Origin of the sequence: uncultured Selenomonas sp. (assembly GCF_963528755.1) — a bacterium.
Lineage (GTDB): Bacteria > Bacillota > Negativicutes > Selenomonadales > Selenomonadaceae > Selenomonas.
Genome location: NZ_CAURXA010000005.1, coordinates 1 through 19,993, shown reverse-complemented (window position 1 = coordinate 19,993; position 19,993 = coordinate 1). Strand labels below are relative to the sequence as shown.

The window sequence follows — 19,993 nt, the reverse complement described above, 5'->3', positions numbered from 1 at the left end:
GCCTCCTGTAAATGCTGTAAACCCATACGTTCATTTGCCGCACCTGCGCGGCTCTGCTCTCGCTGAACATCCACTTTCATTATAACGAACAGGCGAAAAAAATCAACCGCACCAAAATTGCTCTTTAAGGGAGCGCTGATAAAATGAGGTTGCCCAGATTTGCACAGATGCGCTGTATCTATCGAGGATTTGTAGATGCCGAGAGGACAGCGCAGATATGTGAAGATGGGAGGCTAAATTTATCAGTGATTCCATTACAATAGATTTATAGATCAGTGAAGCGGTACGCGACCGCCCCTTGTCTACCTCATTACCTTAAATACGTATGCTACCATCTGCAAGATATTGATCCAACTCCTCATTACAAAAGCCCGACTTTTCATCGGGCTTTTGTAATTGACCGCTTATAATTTTTCCATGATGTCCAGCAAACTCTGGTAGCTGTCCACCTCGTGATACACAACATCATCGTCACTGAGGTGAGCAAAGAGCTTCTTCGCACACTTGATCTTGGCCTGCTCGATGGGTTTCAATTTCAAGCTTTCCATCGTCCCCTTCGTCTCGGCGATGAAGAAGATGTGCTTGACCATCCCCTTGTTGAAGGCGATCGCCCAGTCGGGCGAATAGTTTCCCACGGGCGTCGGGATATGAAAGCCCTTGGGCAGTTTGGCGTAAACGCATACCTCATCGGCCGTGTCCATCTCCTCCGCCATGCGCCGCTCGACGCTTTTTCCATCCGTGGCATAGCCGTCGGCGAAGAGGTAACTCTGTACATTCTTCTTGGCATGATAAGCGCGGGAAAAATCACTGTTCTTCTCGGCGGTGAAAATGGCGCTGTCGTACACGCCCTCCGTGCGGTTATAGGTGATCTCCTCCACGATCATGGCGGCTTTTTCTTCGTTGATGAGTCGAATCGCCTTGGCGATGAATTCCTCCGGGTTGTTCTGCAACATGGCGAATACCATGGGGCGAATACCCGCTATGATGTGGGCGGCGGTGCGGCGCGTCAGTTTCGCGCCCTCGGCGATCTTGCCGATTACATCATACTTGACGGCAGAATTTGCGCCCTGATCAAGCGTGTATGTCCGGCTCTTCTCCGCCACGAAAGCGTCGCCGCTTTTCAGCTTCGCCGACGTGAAATCGCTCTCTTGTTGCCCTGTCGTCACTGTGTATTGGAGGCGCGTCACAAACATCTTGTCGTCGATGTGCACAATGGCCTTTCGGGCAAGCTCCTCGCCGTCAAACTCCACCGTGTAGGCATACTTGTGCTGAATCAGATTCCATAGGCGCTTGAACTCTGCCTTGTAAAAGTTCTCGTTGAGAGGATTGTCGGAAACCTTCGTTTCGTTTCCGTCTCGGATCATGCCGTCCAAAGCATGGGGGTCAAAGATGCCGGCGACAAGCGCGTGAACCGCCGCGCCGAGTTCCGCGATACTTTCCGTCAAAGGCGCGAGCGTGTTCGCTTCCCTGTCCTCTCGGTACTTGTCGGTGATATGCCCATCGTCGTCCACATATTCGTTGCGGACGAGGTAATTGTAGATACCGCGCCCCTGCTTCTCGCTGACGGTCACATCCTTACCGTCCAGCACGAGCATCTTGCCGATGAAATATTCCGCCGTCGCCTCCGTCGGGCGATCGTAGAGGTCTTCACGGATGCCCTGCTGCAAGTCGGCGACGAAATTCTGGTAGCCGTTAGCGGCGATGACCGTCAGCCGGTTCACCTTCTGCACCTGACTACCCAAGAGGCGCTCATCCTGTCGGTCGCCATGCCGATTGACGCAGAGCCGCAGTCCCCGGCCGACTTCCTGTCGCTTCTGCGCCGCGCTGTTGCCGCCGCGCTTCAACGTGCAGATCTGGAACACGTTGGGATTGTCCCAGCCCTCGCGCAACGCCGAATGTGAAAAGATAAAGCGCACGGGATTTTCGAAGGAAAGCAGCCGCTCCTTGTCCTTCATGATGAGGTCATAGGCGGAAATATCGTCGCTTTCGTCGCTACCGCGCTTCAAAGCACTGTCCACCTTGCGCCCCTTCTTGTCGATGGAGAAATACCCCGTGTGCGTCTTCGCCGTCTCTATGCCCCTTAAATATTCCTCGTAAGGCGTGGAAAAAAGCGTCAGATACTCGTTGAGGATCGCCGTATATTCCGCCTCGAAGATCTGCCCGTATTCGGAATTGATTTCGCTGCCGTCCTCATCGTACTTGCGGTACTTCGCCACCTCGTCGATGAAAAAGAGGGAAAGGCACTTGATGCCCTTGCCGAAAATCTCCTTCTCCTTCTCGAAATGCGAGCGGATGGTCTCCCGGATCTGCACGCGGCGGAGCGTTTCCTCCGACATATCTCCCTGCACTTCCCCCACGCGGATCTCCTCGCCGTTGGTGAAATACAGCATCCTATTTACGGGATCGACCTGGCTGACCCGATAGCCGCGATACTGCTCCATATTTTTCGACAGCGCGAAAATATCGTCGCCCGCCTGCACCAGCCGCGTTTCCCGCTTGATGGACTTTTGACGCCCGATTTCAAATTCAAGACGCGCCGTCGGCGGCCTGTCCCCCGAGATGACGATACCTTCTAAAAACAAGTATCGGTTCGTGCCGCCGAGATTCTTCACGTCGAAGCCTTTGACCTCGATCTGCTTGACCAGCCTCTTCTTGTAAGCATCGAGAGCGTCGAGCACATAGACGAGCGTATGACGATCCCTGTGCGTAGCCGAATAATTGAGGCAGAAGAGCGGATCGAACTCCTTGAGGCTCGCCTGTGTGGCATTGCCGCCCATCTTCTGTGGCTCATCCAAGATCAAGATCGGCCGGCACTTCTTGATGACGTCGATGGGACGGCGGCTGCCGAACTCGTCGAGCTCGATGCGGATGCGGCGTGCATCCTTTCCGCGCGCGTTGAACGCCTGCGTGTTGATGATCATGACGTGAAGATCTGCGCTCTGCGTGAAATGGTCGATCTCGGCGAGGTTCTTGGAATCGTAGACGAAGAAACGCGCCTTCTTGCCGTAATGCTCCATGAAATGCTCCTGCATGACGGCGAAACTCTTCTTCACGCCCTCGCGAATCGCAATGCTCGGCACGACCACGATGAACTTCGTCCAGCCATATTGCTTATTCAGTTCGAACATGGTCTTGATATACACATAGGTCTTTCCCGTGCCCGTTTCCATCTCCACATCGAGAGAGCAGCGGCCAAGCCCGCTAGTCACGACACCTTGGCTCAGATGGATATTGTTCCGGCTCTGCACGCGGTTGATGTTCGTGAGCATCTGCCCCGCGTCAAGCTCCACGAGAGCATTGGCGAAGCCCATGGTGAAATCATCGCCCGCTTCACCATCAAAAAGGCTCGCCTGCGCTGCCTGCGGCACATCGCGCCGATAGGAAAGGGGCGAGGCAAACCCCTGTCCGGCAAAGACCCCCGTCACGCTCTCCACCGCCTCCGTCTGATACGGCTGTATGGTGAACTTGAATTTCATATCGGTCCTTCTTTCCCCTCGTTTCGTCTCTCCGCCTGCTTCAATAGGAAGAATTGCTTCTGCGTTTCAATCTCCGCCCGCAGCTGCTCCTCCGTCGGCAGATACAACTTATATTTCGAGGCAAAAAGCTGCTCATTGCCGTGGAGGACGGAATAGCGGGCGATGTCCTCGTCGGTTTCCGAGCAGAGGACGATGCCGAGCGTAGGATTGTCCTCCGGCATTTTCACCAAATCATCATACATGCGGATGTACATATCCATCTGCCCCACGTCCTGATGCGTGATGCGCCCCACCTTCAAATCAATCAGCACGAAGCATTTCAGGATATAGTTGTAGAAAACAAGGTCGATGTAATAGTCAGCTTTTTCGGTGTGGATTCGTTTCTGCCTTCCGGCAAAAGTAAAGCCTTTGCCCAGTTCCATCATGAAATCCTGCAAATTGTCAAGAATGCTCTGCTCAAGCTCGGATTCCTGATAAGCCCGGTTCTCCTGCATACCGAGAAATTCGGCAATATAGGGGCTTTTGATAAATTCCAGCTTGTCCTCATAGGGCGAAGTCAGCCTCTTCATTTCCTGCCTTGCAGAATCCTTGTCCCGGGATTTCAATATGCGATAGTAATATTGCGTCGAGATGTTCCGTTGCAGCGTCCTGACACTCCAATTTTCTCTGGCAGCCTCCTGCTCGTACCAATCTCGGGCGATCTTGTCGAAAACTTGAATCAAGATGCGGTAATGCGACCAACTAAGCATGTTGAATTGTGCGCTCATCGTGCGCACAATCTCGTTTTCATCGGCAGAATCCAATTCTGCGCACGCTGTCTGCACAATCTGCGGATAGGCTTTGTAGAAGCGAAGAGCCTCCCATAAATTGCGCTTACTGAAGCCACGTCCGTACTTTGCGTTCAGGTGCTTGGCGAGTTTGACGATGACCTCTGCCCCGTATGCAGCGCGGTCTTCGCCTTGCAAGTCCTCCTCAAAAATCCGCTTGCCGAGAAGCCAGTTTCTGAGTATCAGAATGCGATCCACAGCACGAAAAGCCGTCTTTTGCGTAACTTCTATGATTTTCTCTGCATCAGAAAAGATGTTATCGGTCTGCTCATACAAAATCATATCGTCCATATCACAGCACCTTTCTCACCGTCTGCGGGCTGTGCGTCTCGAAGATCTGCTCGAAGTTCGCCATCAAAGCATCCGTCGCCATGCCGCTGTCGCGGAACACAGCGTAGAAAGGCTTTTCTTTGGCAATCGCCGTGACAACCTCTTCTGTCACATCCTTGTCAAAGCAAGCGATCAAGTAGCCGTCCTCCACCGTGAAAACCTTTTTCCCCGCAATATCTTTTTCTTCGATCTTGGAGGAAAGGAGAACGCCGAGGTCGAGCATGACCTGAAAGAGCAAATCCTCCGGTGTGCGATCCTCTTTGATGTTATCGGCAAGGAGGACGATTTCCTCCTGCTTGAGATCTTGCGGGCGATAGTAGACGTCCTTCATATTGGAAGAATCGATCTTGAACACGCGAAAGCCGTAGTCGATGTCGGCATTCGTTTCCTCTTTGATTTTCTTGGCAGCGCGGCGGATGCGCTCTTCGCCAATGTCACAGATCGTATCATAGCCCGCCTTTTTCGCCTCGCTTTTGTCAGCGGTAGGTTCGGGAATCTGCACCATAATGAATTTGCGATGTCCGCCATCCTCGGCATTTAGCTTCATGACAGCATGGGCGGTAGTGGCAGAGCCGGAGAAAAAGTCTAGAATGATGGCGTCTTTGGTGGCAAATCGTAACATCCGCTTTATCGTTTCCGTTAGTTTAGCTGTTTCAAAGACCTTGTTCTCAAATAGTTGATTTATTTCATTGGAACTTCCAACTAACAAATCTACCCACGAGTTGTTTAATACCACACTATTAGCAGAGGCAATATAATGTTCTGCTTTTCCTGTAGACGAAAGTCTCAGCAGATCTATATCCTCTCCTTGCTCGGCATACCATTTATCCACAATTTCAGTAGGCACGAACGAGCCTTCTTCTTGCCCCGTTTCCAAGAGCATTCGCTGATAATTTTTTACAGCTTGATAGCTGCGCTCCTTACTCCATCTCCATTGCCCCTGCTTAGGTGTGTATCCGAACAATTCATAGCGCATTGTCGGTCGATCCGTTCCACGCCAATGATTATTCCATGTTCCCGCACGTTTCTCATCCAGAGGTTTCATTTGTTTTGGAAACCGATATTCACTATTTCGCGTATATAACAAAATGTACTCTACGCTCTGCCCTAGTTTATCCCATGAGTCAAATTGGGCTTGCAAGGATTTAGCCCCACGTCGAATCGTTATTTGATTACGAAAATTAACTTCTCCAAAAATCTCATCACAAACTTTTCGTAAATTCTCTAGTTCCTCATCGCCAATGCTAATAAAAATAACCCCGTCATCCGCCAGCAAATCCTTCGCCAGTCGCAGACGCGGGTAAATCATATTGAGCCAGTCCGTATGAAACCGCCCATTCGATTCATTGTTCTCACGCAGATCAAAAAGGCGGTTGCCGTCCGCATCGACAGCCCCGCTGTTCTCCTCAAACTCCTTGCCGCTGACCGCAAAATCATCGTCATAGACAAAGGCGTCGCCGCCCGTGTTGTAGGGCGGATCGATATAGATCAATTTCACCTTGCCGAGATACGTTTCCTGCAGGAGCTTCAGCGCATCAAGGTTGTCGCCCTCGATATAGATGTTTTCCGTGTCAATGCTCCCCGGCGTGCCGTCACGCCCTGTCGACTTCTCCCGCAAGAGGCGCAGCGTCTTGGCAATCGGTTGATTCGCGAGCACGACGGACTTCTTCTTGTCCGGCCAGTTGAACTGATAGCGCTCCTTCGTGCCTTCCACCACTTCAGCAGAAATTTCCTGTCTGAGTACATCCGCATCAATAGCACGAACGACTTCGCCGTTTTCTCCTGCCGTCTCCGTCACGGCATTCGGAAAAAGGGCGGCAAGCTTTTGGAAGTTTTCCTCCGTCAAATCCCTCGTGTGCATTTCAAGCTTATCCACGTTGCAAATCCTCCCATTCCTTTTTATATCTCTTGAGTTTCTGAAAGAGCTCGAATTTCTTCTTGGGCTGCACTTCCTTCCAAGCCGCCCGCTCGGTCTTTTCGATGAGTTTCGTCAGCTTGCCGATTTTCTCCTGCAAATGAAGCCGTTCGTCGATAGATCTATTTTCGTCCGTTTTTCCCTCTTCTCCAACGAGCGCGATCTGCTCGATGAATCCCGTCAAGATCTCCTCCAGCGAGAATCCTCGTGCCGCGAGAGTGATCTCTGTCTTCGGCAACCACGAGCTGCGGTACAACTTTCCGCGATAAACGGCAAGCTGCGCCTCCTCCTCATAGAGCAGAAGGAAAATCAGCTCATGCGAATTCTGTCGGGCGATGGCCTCGATCACTTTGCCGTCGAAGTCTTTTTTCTTCAGCGTGACGGCGAGAAGCAGGATCTCCTGCACGGCGGAATCCCGGGCAAGATTCAGCCTCTCCTTGGTCAGGCTGTTCTCCACATAAATCTGCTCTACATCGGCAACGAATTTTTCTTTCAAGGCTGCCGTGAGATTCAGCCTCTTGTAAAAATCCTCCTTGGGCAGCCGTTTATGTACCCGTGTAGCCTCCGGTAAATCCAGCATCATATCACAACCATAAAGCAGATTAGCTCGAAATCATCCAGCCCAGAAAATCCTTTATCGAGGAAGGTCGTCTGTCCGCCGCCGAAAAAGCTGTCAATGTCTCCCTCGTCCTTTGCCTCGATGATCGACATAATGGCATCTTCCAGCAGTACAGAAACCATTTCCATCTTCCTGCCGTCTGCCGTCATTTTATTAAATGTATCGCATAGCGCGCTCTCCGGCGCCTCCTTACCCTTGGCTAAGAGCCGCAAAATATCCAGCGTATCTTTGGGCTGGAGATGGTTTGCGATAATTTCTCCGTCCATGCCCACATAGACCATATAAAAAGGGTGCAGGCGATTGTGGTTTTCGATATTGATGCTGTCATTAACATTTTTCAGCACGAAGACAATGCCGGGATTTTCCCCCTTTACCACAGCATGAATTCCAAAAGGCACACGGTCGAGATTCTCATGCTCCTTCATGTAGGCAATGAGATCCATGCGAAAATCATTCAATCCCAAGTCCATGATGGAGATCCCGTCCGTCATATCCTCCAAATCCACGGTTTCCTCCTGCAGGCGTTTTAACTGCGCACTGCGGTATGCAAGGTCACCTTTTTCCTCCCGATTGATTAGATCATCATCCCCGGTGGAAGTCATGACAGAAATGCGCATCCTTGTTTCTACACGCGATTTCAGGTTGATATATTCGTCCAGCGTCAAATCCGGCCAGAAATTCACCAACTGAATCACTTTGTTTCGGCTGCCGATCCGGTCGATGCGTCCAAATCGCTGGATGATGCGCACGGGATTCCAATGTATGTCATAGTTGACGCAGAAATCGCAGTCCTGCAAGTTCTGTCCTTCAGAAATACAGTCGGTGGCGATCAAGATGTCAATATCCACTTCAAGGTCGGGATAAAGCACCTCCCTGTCCTTCGACTTAGGCGAAAAACAGGAAAGCACATGATTCATGTCTGCCTTGATTTTCGGCACCGTCGTCTTGCCATCTACAGAGCCGGTCACCAGTGCTGTATTCAGCCCCAGCTCTTTCTTCACCATTTGGCTGACGTTTTCATAAAGATACTCCGCCGTATCCGCAAAAGCGGTAAAGACGAGAATCTTCTTATTGCCGGGATTGATGGGCGAAGAAATCTTCTCGCGAATGACGCGATACAGCTCGTTCAGTTTAAAGTCGTATTCCGGCGTGATGTCCTGCACCATGGCAATCAAGTGCGCGAGACTTTCTAGATCCTCATCCATGTCCCTTTTCCACGAAATGTAATCCATATCGTTCAGATCGATCCGGAGCTTTTTCCCCACAGCAAAGAACTCCGTATTTTGGTCATCATCGTCAAAATCCCGCTCCATGCCGGACAGATCGCTCACCTCATCCAGCGATCCAGTGCCATTTCCTTTCGCAAAGGCATCCAGTGTCTCAACGGTATCGTGCAGAAAATCATGGATGCGCTTCACCGTCAAGAGGAAGGAATGAACGGAGCTTTCCATGCGCTTTAGGAGATTGATACGCATGAGGCGTTGAACCCCGAGTTCGCGTCCCTTGCGAAACTTCTCGCTTTCTTCTTCGTTCAGATACTTCGAGAGCTTACTGGCGTGGATGAATTCCGTAGGCGTGTATATGGTCAGGTGCAGCTTGGAGAGCAGCTCGAATATTTCCTTGTAGTTGATGGCATTCGGGAGCGTGGTCAGCATGGGACGGAGGGTGACGGGCTTGTTTCTTCGGGGAAAATTCCCAATATCCGTCACATCGTAGTATTTCTGTATATGCTTGCGAGAGCGAGCGATGGTCACGCTGTCCAAAATCTCAAAGAAATCGAAGTCCAGCCGTTTCAGAAGATTTGCTGTTGTTCGCTCTTCCTCCGGCAGCTTGCACCAGGTGTTGTAGACCTTCTGAGCCTCGCGGAACACCGTGTCAATATCCGCTTGTGTCTTGAGCTTTTCATTGAACTCTGCCGGATTTCCCTCATAGGCCAAGGCTAGCTGGTTGCGAAGGTCATAAAAACGATTGTTGACGGGAGTGGCCGAGAGCATCAGCACCTTGGTCCTGACCCCGGGCTTGATGATTCTGTTCATGAGCCGAGTATAGCGGTTTTCCCTGCCGTCTTCCAGCTTATGCGTTCCCTCGCCCGTGCCGTTTCGGAAGTTATGACTTTCGTCGATCACCACCAAGTCATAGTTTCCCCAGTTGATACGGTCAATAGGAAGTCCGATCACGGTGTTGCCGCTGTCCCGCGACAAATCGGTATGGTAGAGAACATCGTAGCGCAGACGGTCTTGGGTCAGCGAATTATTGACAAGATTGCCGCGATAGGTGAGCCAATTTTCTGCGAGCTTCTTGGAGCAGAGCACCAGTACATTTTTGTTGCGTTCCTCATAGTATTTGATGACCGCGAGCGCGGTGAAGGTCTTGCCGAGACCGACACTGTCCGCCAATATACAGCCGCTGTACATTTCCAACTTGTTGATGATGGCAAGCGCGGCATCTTTTTGGAAATTGTACAGTTTCCCCCATATAATGCTGTTTTTAAATCCCGTGGCATCATTCGGGAGCACATCCTCAGAAATATCCTCCAGAAACTCACTGAATATATGGTAGAGAATCATAAAGTAGATGAGTTCCGGAGGATTTTCACGATAAACGGCGGAAATCATGGCGGCAACATCTTCCGTGACATCGGAAAGTCTCTCTTCGTCATTCCATACCGCATCGAAGGTACGAAGAAATTCCTGGCTGTTGGGATTTTCCAAGCGCATGACCATATTCGTGAGATTGTTTCCCTTCTCACAGCCCAGGTCCACCGTAGTAAAGGAGTTCATGGGCGTATATGTGTAGGCTTCATCGTTGTTTTCAACCACGAGAAAATGGTTCATGCTCTCGCGTGTAGTATTCGTGCGAAACTTGACCTTTCGCTTGATCCACTGCGCACATTCTTTTGCTACGGCTTTCTGTTTCAGCTCATTGCGAAGACGAACTTCAAACTCCGTGCCGTATATGCTTTTTTCATGTTTCAGGCGAGGGATGTAGAATTCACGTCTTTCTTTGGGTGTTTTCTCCGCCACAAAAGTAGGCGATGTGAAGATAAAGCGCAGCTCCTCACAAGACTCCAGTTGTTTTTTTAACTCCCGGTAAGCATAGATGGAAAAATACGCCGCCGCAATGGATATGCGCGAGCCAGGAACGATTGTCTTTGCAAGATCATCGGCGACAACCTTTGTGGTATTATTGAAAATCTCCATACCCTGCTCCTTCTTTTCTATGATTTATTTTGCACGCCATTTTTGGGCTCAGGAAGAAAATCTACGATATCCTGCACATCACAATCCAACGCCGCACTGATTTTGGAAAGCACCTCGGTGGAAACATCCTCGTCCTTGTTTAATTTTCGCAAAGTATAATCCGAAAGCCCTGCGATCTTGACAAGCTCGATTTTGCCAATTTTTTTATCCAACAAGAGATGCCATAATTTCCTGTAGCTAACAGCCACTCTCTCACCTCTGTTAATATTTGATAAACAATCATAAGAATTATATCCAGAAACTAGATGAAAATCAACATATGTTCGATTATTTTTAACCTCCCTCTCTATTCGCAGAATGTCAAAATCGCTACGCAAAGACTACTCGTAATTGCGCTTCAAACGATTAATACTTTTACCGACAAAAACATCCTCAATCTGCAATTTTCAGCAATGCGATAAGCAAGACACACAGAGTCCTTGCCGCTTTGCATATCAACAAACATCCGTTTTGCAGGAATTCTCATCTCTTCCATAGCGATTCGCTACCGCTCTTCTTTTATTCCTTGGTGGAAACGAGAATATAGCTGCAAATTATTATTCCTTCCATATACAGAATACGTAATCATAAGATGAAACTCCTATTCTACCTATATCGCACGGTTTCATTTCCAGCGCTATGTTCCAGAACGACGTGTTCGTCGGGTTGAAGCCGCTGTGGAGTACAATCCCAACATGAAGATTTGGACTGCTCCCCAAAATACGGACAGTGAATAAAAATCCCTCCTGTTGTAGAATAAGAACTACAACAGGAGGGATTCGTTATGCCAAGACAATATACAAAAATTGAGCAGTTATCCGATGAAATCTTCCGTCTCAAGACAGAAGGAAAAACACATCGGCAAATTGGTGAAATCTATGGATTGACCAAAGAGCAAATCAAGGGATTCATAAAACGCCAACGGCGCAAAGATCGCTTAAGGAAAGCCGGATCTATTCCTCGTCCGAAAGGGCGCCTACGCAAACAAGCAATCGATGAGCGCACCTCTTTACAAAACGAAGTAATCGAGCTCCGTATGAAGGTCGATGTCCTGCGAAATTTTCTTTGCGAAGTTGGAAGGAGGTGAGCGTCAAATATCGTGTTATTGAGCGGTTGCGTAACGTCTATCCGGTTGTCGCTTTGTGCCGGATTCTGGAAGTATCGCGCAGCGGTTACTACGACTGGCGATATCGAATGCAGGAATCAGACGCAGATGCCTGGCTGGAGCAACAAATCTTGACCTGTCAGGAACAAACACATTTCACATACGGCTATCGTCGCGTCTGCAAATGGCTTCGAAAACATACGGGGATTCACGTGAATCGAAAGCGTGTTTTGCGTGTCATGCGCAAAATCGATGCTCTCGCACAAATTCGCCGTCATCGTCCATATACGCATTACAAAGACGCGGCACATCGCTATGAAAACTTGTTGAAGCGGCAATTCAATCCGGAGTATCCAAATCAATTTTGGGCAACAGATATCACGTATATACCGACGGCACATGGCATGTGCTATCTGTGTGCCGTCATTGATCAATGCGGCAAAATGGTGCTGGGATGGCGCATCGGCACAGATATGACAGCTTCACTCGTTACGGACACCGTGCGTGACGCCTTACAAAAGGAAATGGTCGCTAATGGACTAATCCTCCACAGCGACCAAGGTTCGCAGTACTCTTCCCAAGCGTATTACGACCTAAGTCAAGAATACCACTTCACGCCGTCAATGTCAAAGCGTGGCTGCCCGTATGACAATGCTTCGATGGAAAATTTCTTTGGAACACTGAAGTCGGAATGCTTACATCGGATGAAGTTTGGATCAAGGAAGGAGTTAGAGGAAACTGTAGCACAATATGTACACTTTTACAACTATGAGCGCATACAACTGAAAAACGGTCTTACTCCATATGAAATATGGAGCAAAACCGCATAAATCAGCGTAATTCTACGACAGTGGTTTATTTTCTTGTCCGCTTAGCAGGGATCAGTCCAATTTACTGCTGTGTCTAGATTAAAGCACTGGCGATGAAAAGAGAGAATCCCCTGCCTTTGGCACACAGCCCAAACAGGGGATTCTCTTGCTTTCATCAATAGTATTCTGTTGGCATCCTATGGTCGATGTACATGCTGTACTCATTTGGGTAGAGCGTTGGGCGCTGTGAAAATGAAATGGTAGACATCAACTCCGGGAACACGCATACTGCCCAAATCGCGCACGGCGCCCATGGATTTCCAAGTGCTGTAGATGACTTTGTTCGGCGTGTACACTTCCACGCCGTTGCTCAGTTCCTCAGCAATTTCATGAGCCGCAGGCGGACCCAAGCGAGTGCACCAATATTCGGTGTAGCTGCTGCCATTCTTCACGTAGACAGAGGAGCGCGCCTGATCGGTGCATTTCGTCTTCATGACACTCTCACTGATCGAATAGCGCTCCACGGAGGCGAAACAGAGGCTGGACGAGAGTAACAACATAGCAAACGCCACGGAAAGTACTTTCTTCAGTTTCATAATGATTCCCTCCTTTGAAAATTTTAAAATCAACCCGTGCGCCAACTCCTCTAGAACACCGGATGCCTGTTCTCATTATATCATATATTAGGCAATGAGCGTCCTCTCATAAATGAAAAACACCACGCCGAAGAGGCGACTCATCTCCTCTAGGCGCGGTGCATCTTCTACGAATCCATATCCAGACCTTCATTCTGACTGCCCATGCGGTAGCCACGAAGATCGAGCGTCACATAGGTGAAGCCTGCCGACCGCACGGCATCTTCCATCTCTTCCCGATGCTGCCAGAAAACATCGAACTCCGCCGGCTCGACCTCGATGCGTGCGAGTCTGCCGTGACAGCGCACGCGAAGCTGACCATGGATGTAACGGCGCAGGGCATTTTCTGCGACTTCCACCGCACGAAGGCGCTCCTTCGTCAATTCGATGCCGTACTCGATGCGCGAGGCTAGACAAGCGGCGCTAGGCTTCGACCATACGGGGACGCCCCACGCTTTCGCCGCTTCGCGTATATCGCGCTTCGTCCACCGCGCTTCCTTCAAGGGCGAGGCGACGAAAGGAGCAAGCTCTTCAATCGCGGCAAGTCCTGGGCGATAGTCTCCCGCATCGTCAGAGTTCGTGCCATCAAGAACGCGTCGGAAGCCATGTTCTTTCGCCCAAGCGACCAACATTTCAAAGCGGCGCTTCTTGCAGTAGTAACAGCGACGTTCGTCGTTCCTTACGACGTCGGATGAGGCGAGGTCGTCTGCCGGCAAAATCGTCAGGGGAACGTCTGCAAGAGCCGCGCAGCGCTTCGCGTCCTCTAGCTCTCTCTCGGCCAAAAGCTCGGATGCAGCGGTAGCGGCGGCGACATGCGCCGCGCCGAGCGTGCGCACCGCCGCCACGAGCAGGACGGCGCTGTCGACGCCGCCCGACAGGGCGACGACGGCCGAGCCGTAGGACTGCAGAAGGGAGAAGAGTGTTTCCTCTTTTTCCTTTTCCATCATTCACCAAGCCGCTCGCGCAGATCATCGAGCGCTTCTTGGCGCACGCGCTTCAGCGGAATGCCCTCACGCACAGCAATCTCGCGGCAGTCGTCATACTCGGGCGAGAGCGAAACGATCTTGCCGCCGTAGGCGCTGACCTTGCAGCGCACCTTGCCGTGCAGCGTATCAACGAGCGCTGTATGGCGCACAGCCTCGACGCGCTCATCGACGTGTAGCACGCGCATGCCAATGCTCGTCGTCTCGGAAAAGAGCAGAGAAAGGCACTGCGCCTTCTTGTCCTCCTCCACGAGAACAGACAGCATGTGCGCTGGGCGGTTTTTCTTCATGTAGATGGGCGTCGTCCATACATCGAGCGCACCGAGGGCGAAGAGGCGCTCGCTCACATAGCCGAAGAGCTGCGCGTCCATGTCGTCGATGTTCGTCTCGATGAGCGAGAGATCGCGCTTGCCGCCGCCCTTGCACTCGCCGATATAGAGCCGCACGACGTTCGGAAGTTCGAGATCCCACGTGCCAGCACCGTAGGCGATGCACTCCGTCAGAAGATCTGTGGGCACATGGTCGGAGAACTCGGCGAGTGCGGCGAGGACGGCGGCACCCGTCGGCGTTGTCAACTCCTTCGCCGCACCTTCATGATAGGTGGGGAAAAGCCGCAGCAGCTCCGCCGTCGCGGGCGCGGGCACCATCATCCGTCCGTGCTGCGTATGCACGGTGCCGCTTCCCGTATTCACGCGGGAAACGAAAATTTTCTCGATTTCAAGATAGTCGAGGCAGATCGCTGTTCCCACGATGTCGACGATGGAATCGACAGCACCGACCTCGTGGAAATGCACGTCCTCTGGCCTCACACCATGCACCTTGCCCTCCGCCTGCGCGAGAACGCCGAAGATCTTGAGGCTCATCTCCTTGACTTCCGCAGAAAGCGACGAGCGCTCCAAGATTGTGCGCACATCATGCATCGTACGATGGTGATACTCGTGACTATGTTCATGTGCAGGCACAGCTCCTTCATTTGCATGTCCGTGGTCATGCTCGCAGCTATGTTCATGCGCATGGTCGTGTCCTTCCCCATGCTCGCAGCAATGCCCATGCGTTGCACCCAAAAGCTCGACGTCGACATACGTTGCGGCGATGCCATTCTTCTTCACGGAACTAACCTTCAAACGAAACTCTTCCGCCATCGGCAGGCGGCGCAGCTCGACTTCCAGCGTTTCCAGCGGCATGCCCGCCGCAAGGAACGCGCCGAGCAGCATGTTGCCGCTCAGTCCTGAAAAACAGTCCAAATATATCGCTCTCATATTTCACCTCGTCTGATTGATGCGGCTCGCCATCGCGCCCGCACCGAAGCCGTTGTCGATGTTCACGACGGCGACACCTGTCGCACACGAATTGAGCATGGAAAGAAGCGCCGTCAACCCGTGAAACGATGCGCCGTAACCCACGCTCGTCGGCACGGCGATGACGGGACGCGCGACGAGGCCGCCGACGACGCTCGCGAGCGCCCCCTCCATGCCGGCGACAACAATGACGACGTTCGCCGACATAAGTTCTTCCTTGTGGGCGAGCAGGCGATGGATGCCCGCGACGCCAACGTCGTAGATCGTTCTGACGTCGTTTCCCATGAGCCTTGCCGTCAGCGCCGCTTCCTCGGCGACGGGGATGTCGCTCGTGCCCGCCGTGAGGACGAGGATGCGGTGCGCCGCATCCTCGCATCGCGCCTTGCGCTCGACATAAACGATGCGCGAAACCTCGTCGTAGTGCGCCTCAGGCAAGGCGGCAAGAACCGCTCGCGCCTTTTGTGCGTCAACGCGCGTCGCCATGACGTTGCCCTCGCTCTCGGCGAGCAACGTCTTCAAAATCTCGGCGATCTGCTGCGCCGTCTTGCCCGCGCCATAGACGACCTCAGCAAATCCTTGACGTTTCTCGCGTCCCGTATCGACGGCGGCAAAGCCCAATTCCTTCTGCTCCACAAATCTCACCTCATCCCATGGATTTTCCTGCACAGAAGGCCTCGCAGGAAAAGCTGCGGCTTCTCTCCGTCACATAGACAAAAGGCGCTGCCTTGCACAGCGCCTTCTTCTCCGTTCATCAGCCCCTGGGACCGTGATTCAGATCGTCCTTTGCCTGCTGCACGACCTGCAGCGCGTTGCCGAGGTTGCCGATCAGATGGTCAAAGACCTGGTTCGCATATTGGTCGGCATCGTCCCTGAGCTGCTTTGCATTCGCCATGGTCTTTTCCATGATCTCGCGCTCCTGCTCCTTCGTCTGCTGCATGATCGCCTTGGCCTTCTCTTCTGCCTGCATGACGATCTCGTTCTTGTCGACAAGCTCCGCCGCGTACTTCTTCGCCTTCTCGATGAGTGCCGCAGCTTCGTCGTTCGCACGGTCGAGGATCTCCTGACGCTCCTGCATGACCCGCTCCGCCTTCTGCAGTTCCAAGGGCAATTCGCGGCGCAGCTCGTCGACGAGGTGGATAAGATCCGTCTCGTCGATGAGGCTCTTGTTCATCAAAGGCATGCGCCTCGACTCGACAACAAGATTTTCTATGGAATCCAAAATATTTTTTACAGCCATAATTCTGCCCGCCTTCTTTTCAAGAATATTGATATGAGGAAACATCTTCCTTCAATGAGCTTCATCTTCAAAACGTCTATTTATAGCTAATTCTACACACTCGGGTACAAGTCCTGTCACTCGCCCGTGAAAATTTGCAATTTCCCGCACACCCGAGGAACTGACGAAGGAATAGCGCGGATCCGTGAGCAAAAACACCGTCTCGATGTCAGGCGCGATGTACTTGAGCATCTGCTCTTGCTTCTGCTCATACTCATAGTCCGTGACGGAACGCAGGCCGCGCACGATGACGGTCGCTCCTACCTCGCGCATGTATTCGGGCAACAACCCTTCAAATGCGCCGACGCGCAGGTTCGGGATATGGCGCGTCGCCTCTGCCAGAAGTTCCAAACGCTCCTCCACCGTGAAGAACGGCGTCTTTCGGATGTTGTGGAAAACACCCACGATAAGCTCATCAAACATGCGGCTCGCTCGCTCGAAAATATCGACATGACCATTCGTCACAGGATCAAAACTCCCCGAGCATACAGCCTTGATCATCGAGACTCGCCTCCTCGATCTTCGCCGGCCACGCAAAAAAAGCGCAGTCGCGTCGTCTTTCCATACCTCTCCTCACGCACGCAGCGAAGGTTTTCGAGCGCTGGAAGTGCTTCTTCCTCCGCGCCGTGCTCCACGATCATACAGCCGCCGGGCGCGAGCAGTCCTTCTCTATCCACAGAGGAAAGAACCTTCTCCCAAAGCCCCTGCCGGTATGGCGGATCGCAGAAAATCAAGTTGAAGGAACGCCCTGCGCTGCCGAGGCGCGTCAAGATGCGCAGAGCGTCGGAGCGCACGACCTCAGTGCGCTCCAAAAGCCGCGTCTTAGCGGCATTCTCCTCGATCAGAGAAGCCGTCCTCTCATCGACAAAGAGTGCCGACGCCGCGCCGCGGCTCAAAGCCTCCAGGCCAAGCGCCCCCGTTCCCGCAAAGAGATCAAGCACATGCGCCGCCTCGACACGCCGACCGAGGATATTGAAAAGCGATTCCTTGATGCGGTCAGCTGTCGGCCGTGTCGCCTCGCCCTTGGGCGTCTTCAAGCGGCAGCCACGCGCCGTACCCGTGATGATACGCATAATCTCACCTCAAAATCAAGGATAACCTTTCATATTTTATCATATTTTTTTCGTTTCGTGAACCGCGCTATGCTATAATATTGAAAAATCGACTTGTTTAGGAGGAACTTCCTTGAAAAAGCGACTGCTGTATCTCGCCGTCCTCGCGCTCTGCGTCCTCGCGCTCTTCTACACTTTCCTGCGCCCTTCTTACGACGGCACACCGCTCAACGCCGTGCGCGAAAAAACGGGACGCATCGTGCTCGTGCCGCTCGACGGCAGACCGCCGTGCCGCCAACTCGTGCTCGACACCGCCGATGTCGCAGGAACAGAGATTGCCGCCCTGCCCTACGAGATGCAGGACTACTACACGATGCCGGGCCAAACGAAGGAGGCGCAGAAGTGGCTGCGTGAAAATCTGGCGCAGAGCGACGCCGCCGTCATCTCCATCGACCAGCTTCTCTACGGCGGTTTGCTCGCAGCACGCGAGGCGGACAAATCGCCCGACGAAATCGAGGCCTTCATCGCCTATCTGCGCGAACTGCATGCCGCGCATCCGACGGTTCCCATCTATGCCTTCTCCATCCTGCCGCGTATGATTCCACCCGCAAGCATCGACGACTATTACGACAACAAATACCTCCTCGCTTACTCGCGCCTCGCCGATCGCTATGCGCTCTGCGGCAACCCCGAGGATGCGGCGAAGATGCAGGAACTGGAAGAGAAGATCAACCCCGCAAGTCTCGCGCAGTACCTCGCGCTCTTCGAGCAAAACGAACGTCTCTCTCGTGCTCTCATCGAACTTGTCAAGGAAGGAACACTGGAACGACTCCTCATCGGACAGGACGACGGCGAAAAGTACAGCATCCCCAACATCGAGAAGCGCCATCTGCAGGCTTGTCTCATCGAAGAACAAATTCCAAAGGAAAAAGCCGCCATCGTCCACGGTGCCGACGAACTCGCTCTGACGCTTCTCACTGCCATCTCCGTCGCAAAAAACGGTCACCGGCCGCAGATCTTCCTCGATTGGAATGACGAATCAACGCCCGACGAAATTCTACCCTTCATGGCGATTTCCCTGCGCGAAACCGCGCGGGAAAAAATCGCTGTTTTCGGCGGCGAATGCACAGCTTCCGCCGCGAGCGCCGACTTCGTACTCTTCATCAGCGCAGGCTCGGAAGAAAACCTCTCCTCGCGTCGAAAAAGCGTCGAGCGCATCGAAAGATATCTTGCCTCGGACACGCCCGTCGCTCTCGTAGACCTCAGCCGCCACTTCGCAGCCGAGGAGACGCTGCTGCCGCTCCTGATCGGGCGCGGCGCTCCCGTCGAAGGGCTTCGCTCTTATGCCGGATGGAACACGGCGAGCAACTCCATCGGCACGGCTCTCTCGCAGGCAGCGATTTTTACCGCTGCACGCGAAAAGGCGGCGACGCGAGAGGAAGTTCTCGCACTTCACGCTGCGAATCTCAAGCTGCTCAACAATCGTTTCTTAGAAGACTATTTCTACCTCAAAGACGTCATCACTCTCGTCAATACAAACCTCAAGAAAAACGGTACAAAAAACGTCTACGACCTCGACCTAGAACACGACTATCTCGCGGCGACCGCGATGCTCCGAAAAGCGATAGACGATCGCCTACAGACCTTCAAGAGCACAAAGGCGTGCCGCCGCCCCTTCCGCGTCCATCTGCCCGGCGGGGATAGCGCCGAACTCGCCGTCTACGACCTCCAAGCCGACATGAGCTTCCCATGGCCACGCACCTTCGAGATCTATTTGGAAACGACACCCTTCACAGCCGTGCAGTGACGATTCAAGGGAACAATTCTGCATGAGACGTCAAAGCCTACGAACATAAAAAAACCGCCGAACGAAATCGGCGGTTATATTTTCAAATGGCGGAGTGGAGAGGATTCGAACCTCCGCTGCAGTTGCCCACACTAACGATTTAGCAAACCGTCCTCTTCAGCCTCTTGAGTACCACTCCGTATGCGATTGGTGCGCAAGCTACAGAAAAATCTGTCCGCAAGCTAGCGACATAAGATATAATAACAGACCCATGCCGCCTTGTCAACCGAAATTTTCCGTAAGCTACATGATCTCCTTAGTCTTCCCGTGCTCCACGACTTACATTCTGATTAAAAACAAAAACCTCATTTCCAAGAAATGAGGCCAATATGACAATGGCAGGGGCAGTAAGACTTGAACTCACAACCTACGGTTTTGGAGACCGTTGCTCTACCAGTTGAGCTATACCCCTAAGATGGGGCGACTGGTGGGGCTCGAACCCACGAATGCTGGAGCCACAATCCAGTGTGTTAACCACTTCACCACAGCCGCCATAAGGTATGCCACCGCAAAAGCGGTGGCACGTCAGAACCAGCAGCTTTCTATCCTCCCAGGTCGTCTCCAACCAAGTACTTTCGACGTA

At 52.4% G+C, this 19,993-nt stretch carries 16 protein-coding genes and 3 tRNA genes; 3 read left to right on the top strand and 16 right to left on the bottom strand.

All coding sequences use genetic code 11. The features are described from left to right. Positions 1–404: 404 nt before the first annotated feature. From RWS31_RS06920 to RWS31_RS06895, 6 genes are read right to left on the bottom strand one after another with little or no spacing between them, the layout of a single operon-like run. Positions 405–3,476: a DEAD/DEAH box helicase family protein gene (locus RWS31_RS06920; protein WP_314597008.1), complete on the bottom strand. Its 3,072-nt coding sequence runs from the start codon at positions 3,474–3,476 to the stop codon at positions 405–407. After that, on the bottom strand, positions 3,473–4,594 hold the full coding sequence (locus tag RWS31_RS06915) for a PDDEXK nuclease domain-containing protein (protein WP_314597006.1): 1,122 nt from the start codon (positions 4,592–4,594) through the stop codon (positions 3,473–3,475). The genes RWS31_RS06920 and RWS31_RS06915 overlap by 4 nt, the downstream gene beginning before the upstream one ends. A 1-nt stretch (position 4,595) precedes the next feature. Continuing rightward, a complete protein-coding gene (locus tag RWS31_RS06910) occupies positions 4,596–6,509 on the bottom strand; it encodes a site-specific DNA-methyltransferase (RefSeq protein WP_314597004.1) in 1,914 nt (637 codons plus the stop codon). Beyond that, complete coding sequence (locus tag RWS31_RS06905) at positions 6,502–7,128, bottom strand: DUF4391 domain-containing protein (protein ID WP_314597002.1); 627 nt, start codon at positions 7,126–7,128, stop codon at positions 6,502–6,504. Before RWS31_RS06905 ends, RWS31_RS06910 begins: the two co-directional genes overlap by 8 nt. Continuing rightward, positions 7,128–10,367, bottom strand: a complete 3,240-nt coding sequence (locus RWS31_RS06900) for a helicase-related protein (protein ID WP_314597000.1) — start codon at positions 10,365–10,367, stop codon at positions 7,128–7,130. Before RWS31_RS06900 ends, RWS31_RS06905 begins: the two co-directional genes overlap by 1 nt. 17 nt (positions 10,368–10,384) lie before the next feature. After that, complete coding sequence (locus tag RWS31_RS06895) at positions 10,385–10,615, bottom strand: helix-turn-helix transcriptional regulator (RefSeq protein ID WP_314596999.1); 231 nt, start codon at positions 10,613–10,615, stop codon at positions 10,385–10,387. A 575-nt stretch (positions 10,616–11,190) separates the two neighbouring features. Here RWS31_RS06895 and RWS31_RS06890 point away from each other — a divergent pair. After that, entirely contained in the window at positions 11,191–11,493 is a 303-nt protein-coding gene (locus RWS31_RS06890; RefSeq protein ID WP_314596998.1) for a hypothetical protein, read from the top strand. Further along, positions 11,490–12,341, top strand: a complete 852-nt coding sequence (locus RWS31_RS06885) for an IS3 family transposase (protein WP_314596997.1) — start codon at positions 11,490–11,492, stop codon at positions 12,339–12,341. Before RWS31_RS06890 ends, RWS31_RS06885 begins: the two co-directional genes overlap by 4 nt. Before the next feature lie 200 nt (positions 12,342–12,541). On the opposite strand, the gene RWS31_RS06880 is transcribed toward RWS31_RS06885, so the two are convergent. The 7 genes from RWS31_RS06880 to rsmD all read right to left on the bottom strand — a co-directional run bounded on the left by RWS31_RS06880 (position 12,542) and on the right by rsmD (position 17,585). Continuing rightward, on the bottom strand, positions 12,542–12,916 hold the full coding sequence (locus RWS31_RS06880; RefSeq protein WP_314596995.1) for a hypothetical protein: 375 nt from the start codon (positions 12,914–12,916) through the stop codon (positions 12,542–12,544). A 167-nt stretch (positions 12,917–13,083) separates the two neighbouring features. Continuing rightward, positions 13,084–13,902, bottom strand: a complete 819-nt coding sequence (gene larE, locus RWS31_RS06875) for an ATP-dependent sacrificial sulfur transferase LarE (RefSeq protein ID WP_314596994.1) — start codon at positions 13,900–13,902, stop codon at positions 13,084–13,086. After that, positions 13,899–15,197, bottom strand: coding sequence for a nickel pincer cofactor biosynthesis protein LarC (larC, locus tag RWS31_RS06870; RefSeq protein WP_314596992.1), 1,299 nt, complete (start codon positions 15,195–15,197; stop codon positions 13,899–13,901). Before larC ends, larE begins: the two co-directional genes overlap by 4 nt. Before the next feature lie 3 nt (positions 15,198–15,200). Further along, entirely contained in the window at positions 15,201–15,902 is a 702-nt protein-coding gene (gene larB, locus RWS31_RS06865) for a nickel pincer cofactor biosynthesis protein LarB (protein ID WP_314596990.1), read from the bottom strand. 85 nt (positions 15,903–15,987) lie between these two features. Next, positions 15,988–16,473, bottom strand: a complete 486-nt coding sequence (locus tag RWS31_RS06860; protein ID WP_013740861.1) for an ATPase — start codon at positions 16,471–16,473, stop codon at positions 15,988–15,990. A 51-nt stretch (positions 16,474–16,524) separates the two neighbouring features. Then, on the bottom strand, positions 16,525–17,013 hold the full coding sequence (gene coaD / locus RWS31_RS06855) for a pantetheine-phosphate adenylyltransferase (protein WP_314596987.1): 489 nt from the start codon (positions 17,011–17,013) through the stop codon (positions 16,525–16,527). After that, positions 17,010–17,585, bottom strand: coding sequence for a 16S rRNA (guanine(966)-N(2))-methyltransferase RsmD (rsmD, locus tag RWS31_RS06850; RefSeq protein WP_314596985.1), 576 nt, complete (start codon positions 17,583–17,585; stop codon positions 17,010–17,012). Before rsmD ends, coaD begins: the two co-directional genes overlap by 4 nt. Positions 17,586–17,697: 112 nt before the next feature. Between rsmD and RWS31_RS06845 the strand changes: the two genes are divergently transcribed. Next, a complete protein-coding gene (locus RWS31_RS06845) occupies positions 17,698–19,371 on the top strand; it encodes a DUF4127 family protein (RefSeq protein ID WP_314596984.1) in 1,674 nt (557 codons plus the stop codon). An 87-nt stretch (positions 19,372–19,458) separates the two neighbouring features. Here RWS31_RS06845 and RWS31_RS06840 read toward each other — a convergent pair. The 3 genes from RWS31_RS06840 to RWS31_RS06830 form a co-directional block, all read right to left on the bottom strand. Further along, positions 19,459–19,549, bottom strand: a tRNA-Ser gene (locus RWS31_RS06840). 197 nt (positions 19,550–19,746) lie between these two features. Then, positions 19,747–19,822 (bottom strand) — tRNA-Trp (locus tag RWS31_RS06835). A 4-nt stretch (positions 19,823–19,826) separates the two neighbouring features. Then, a tRNA-His gene (locus RWS31_RS06830) sits at positions 19,827–19,902 on the bottom strand. Positions 19,903–19,993: the final 91 nt, after the last annotated feature.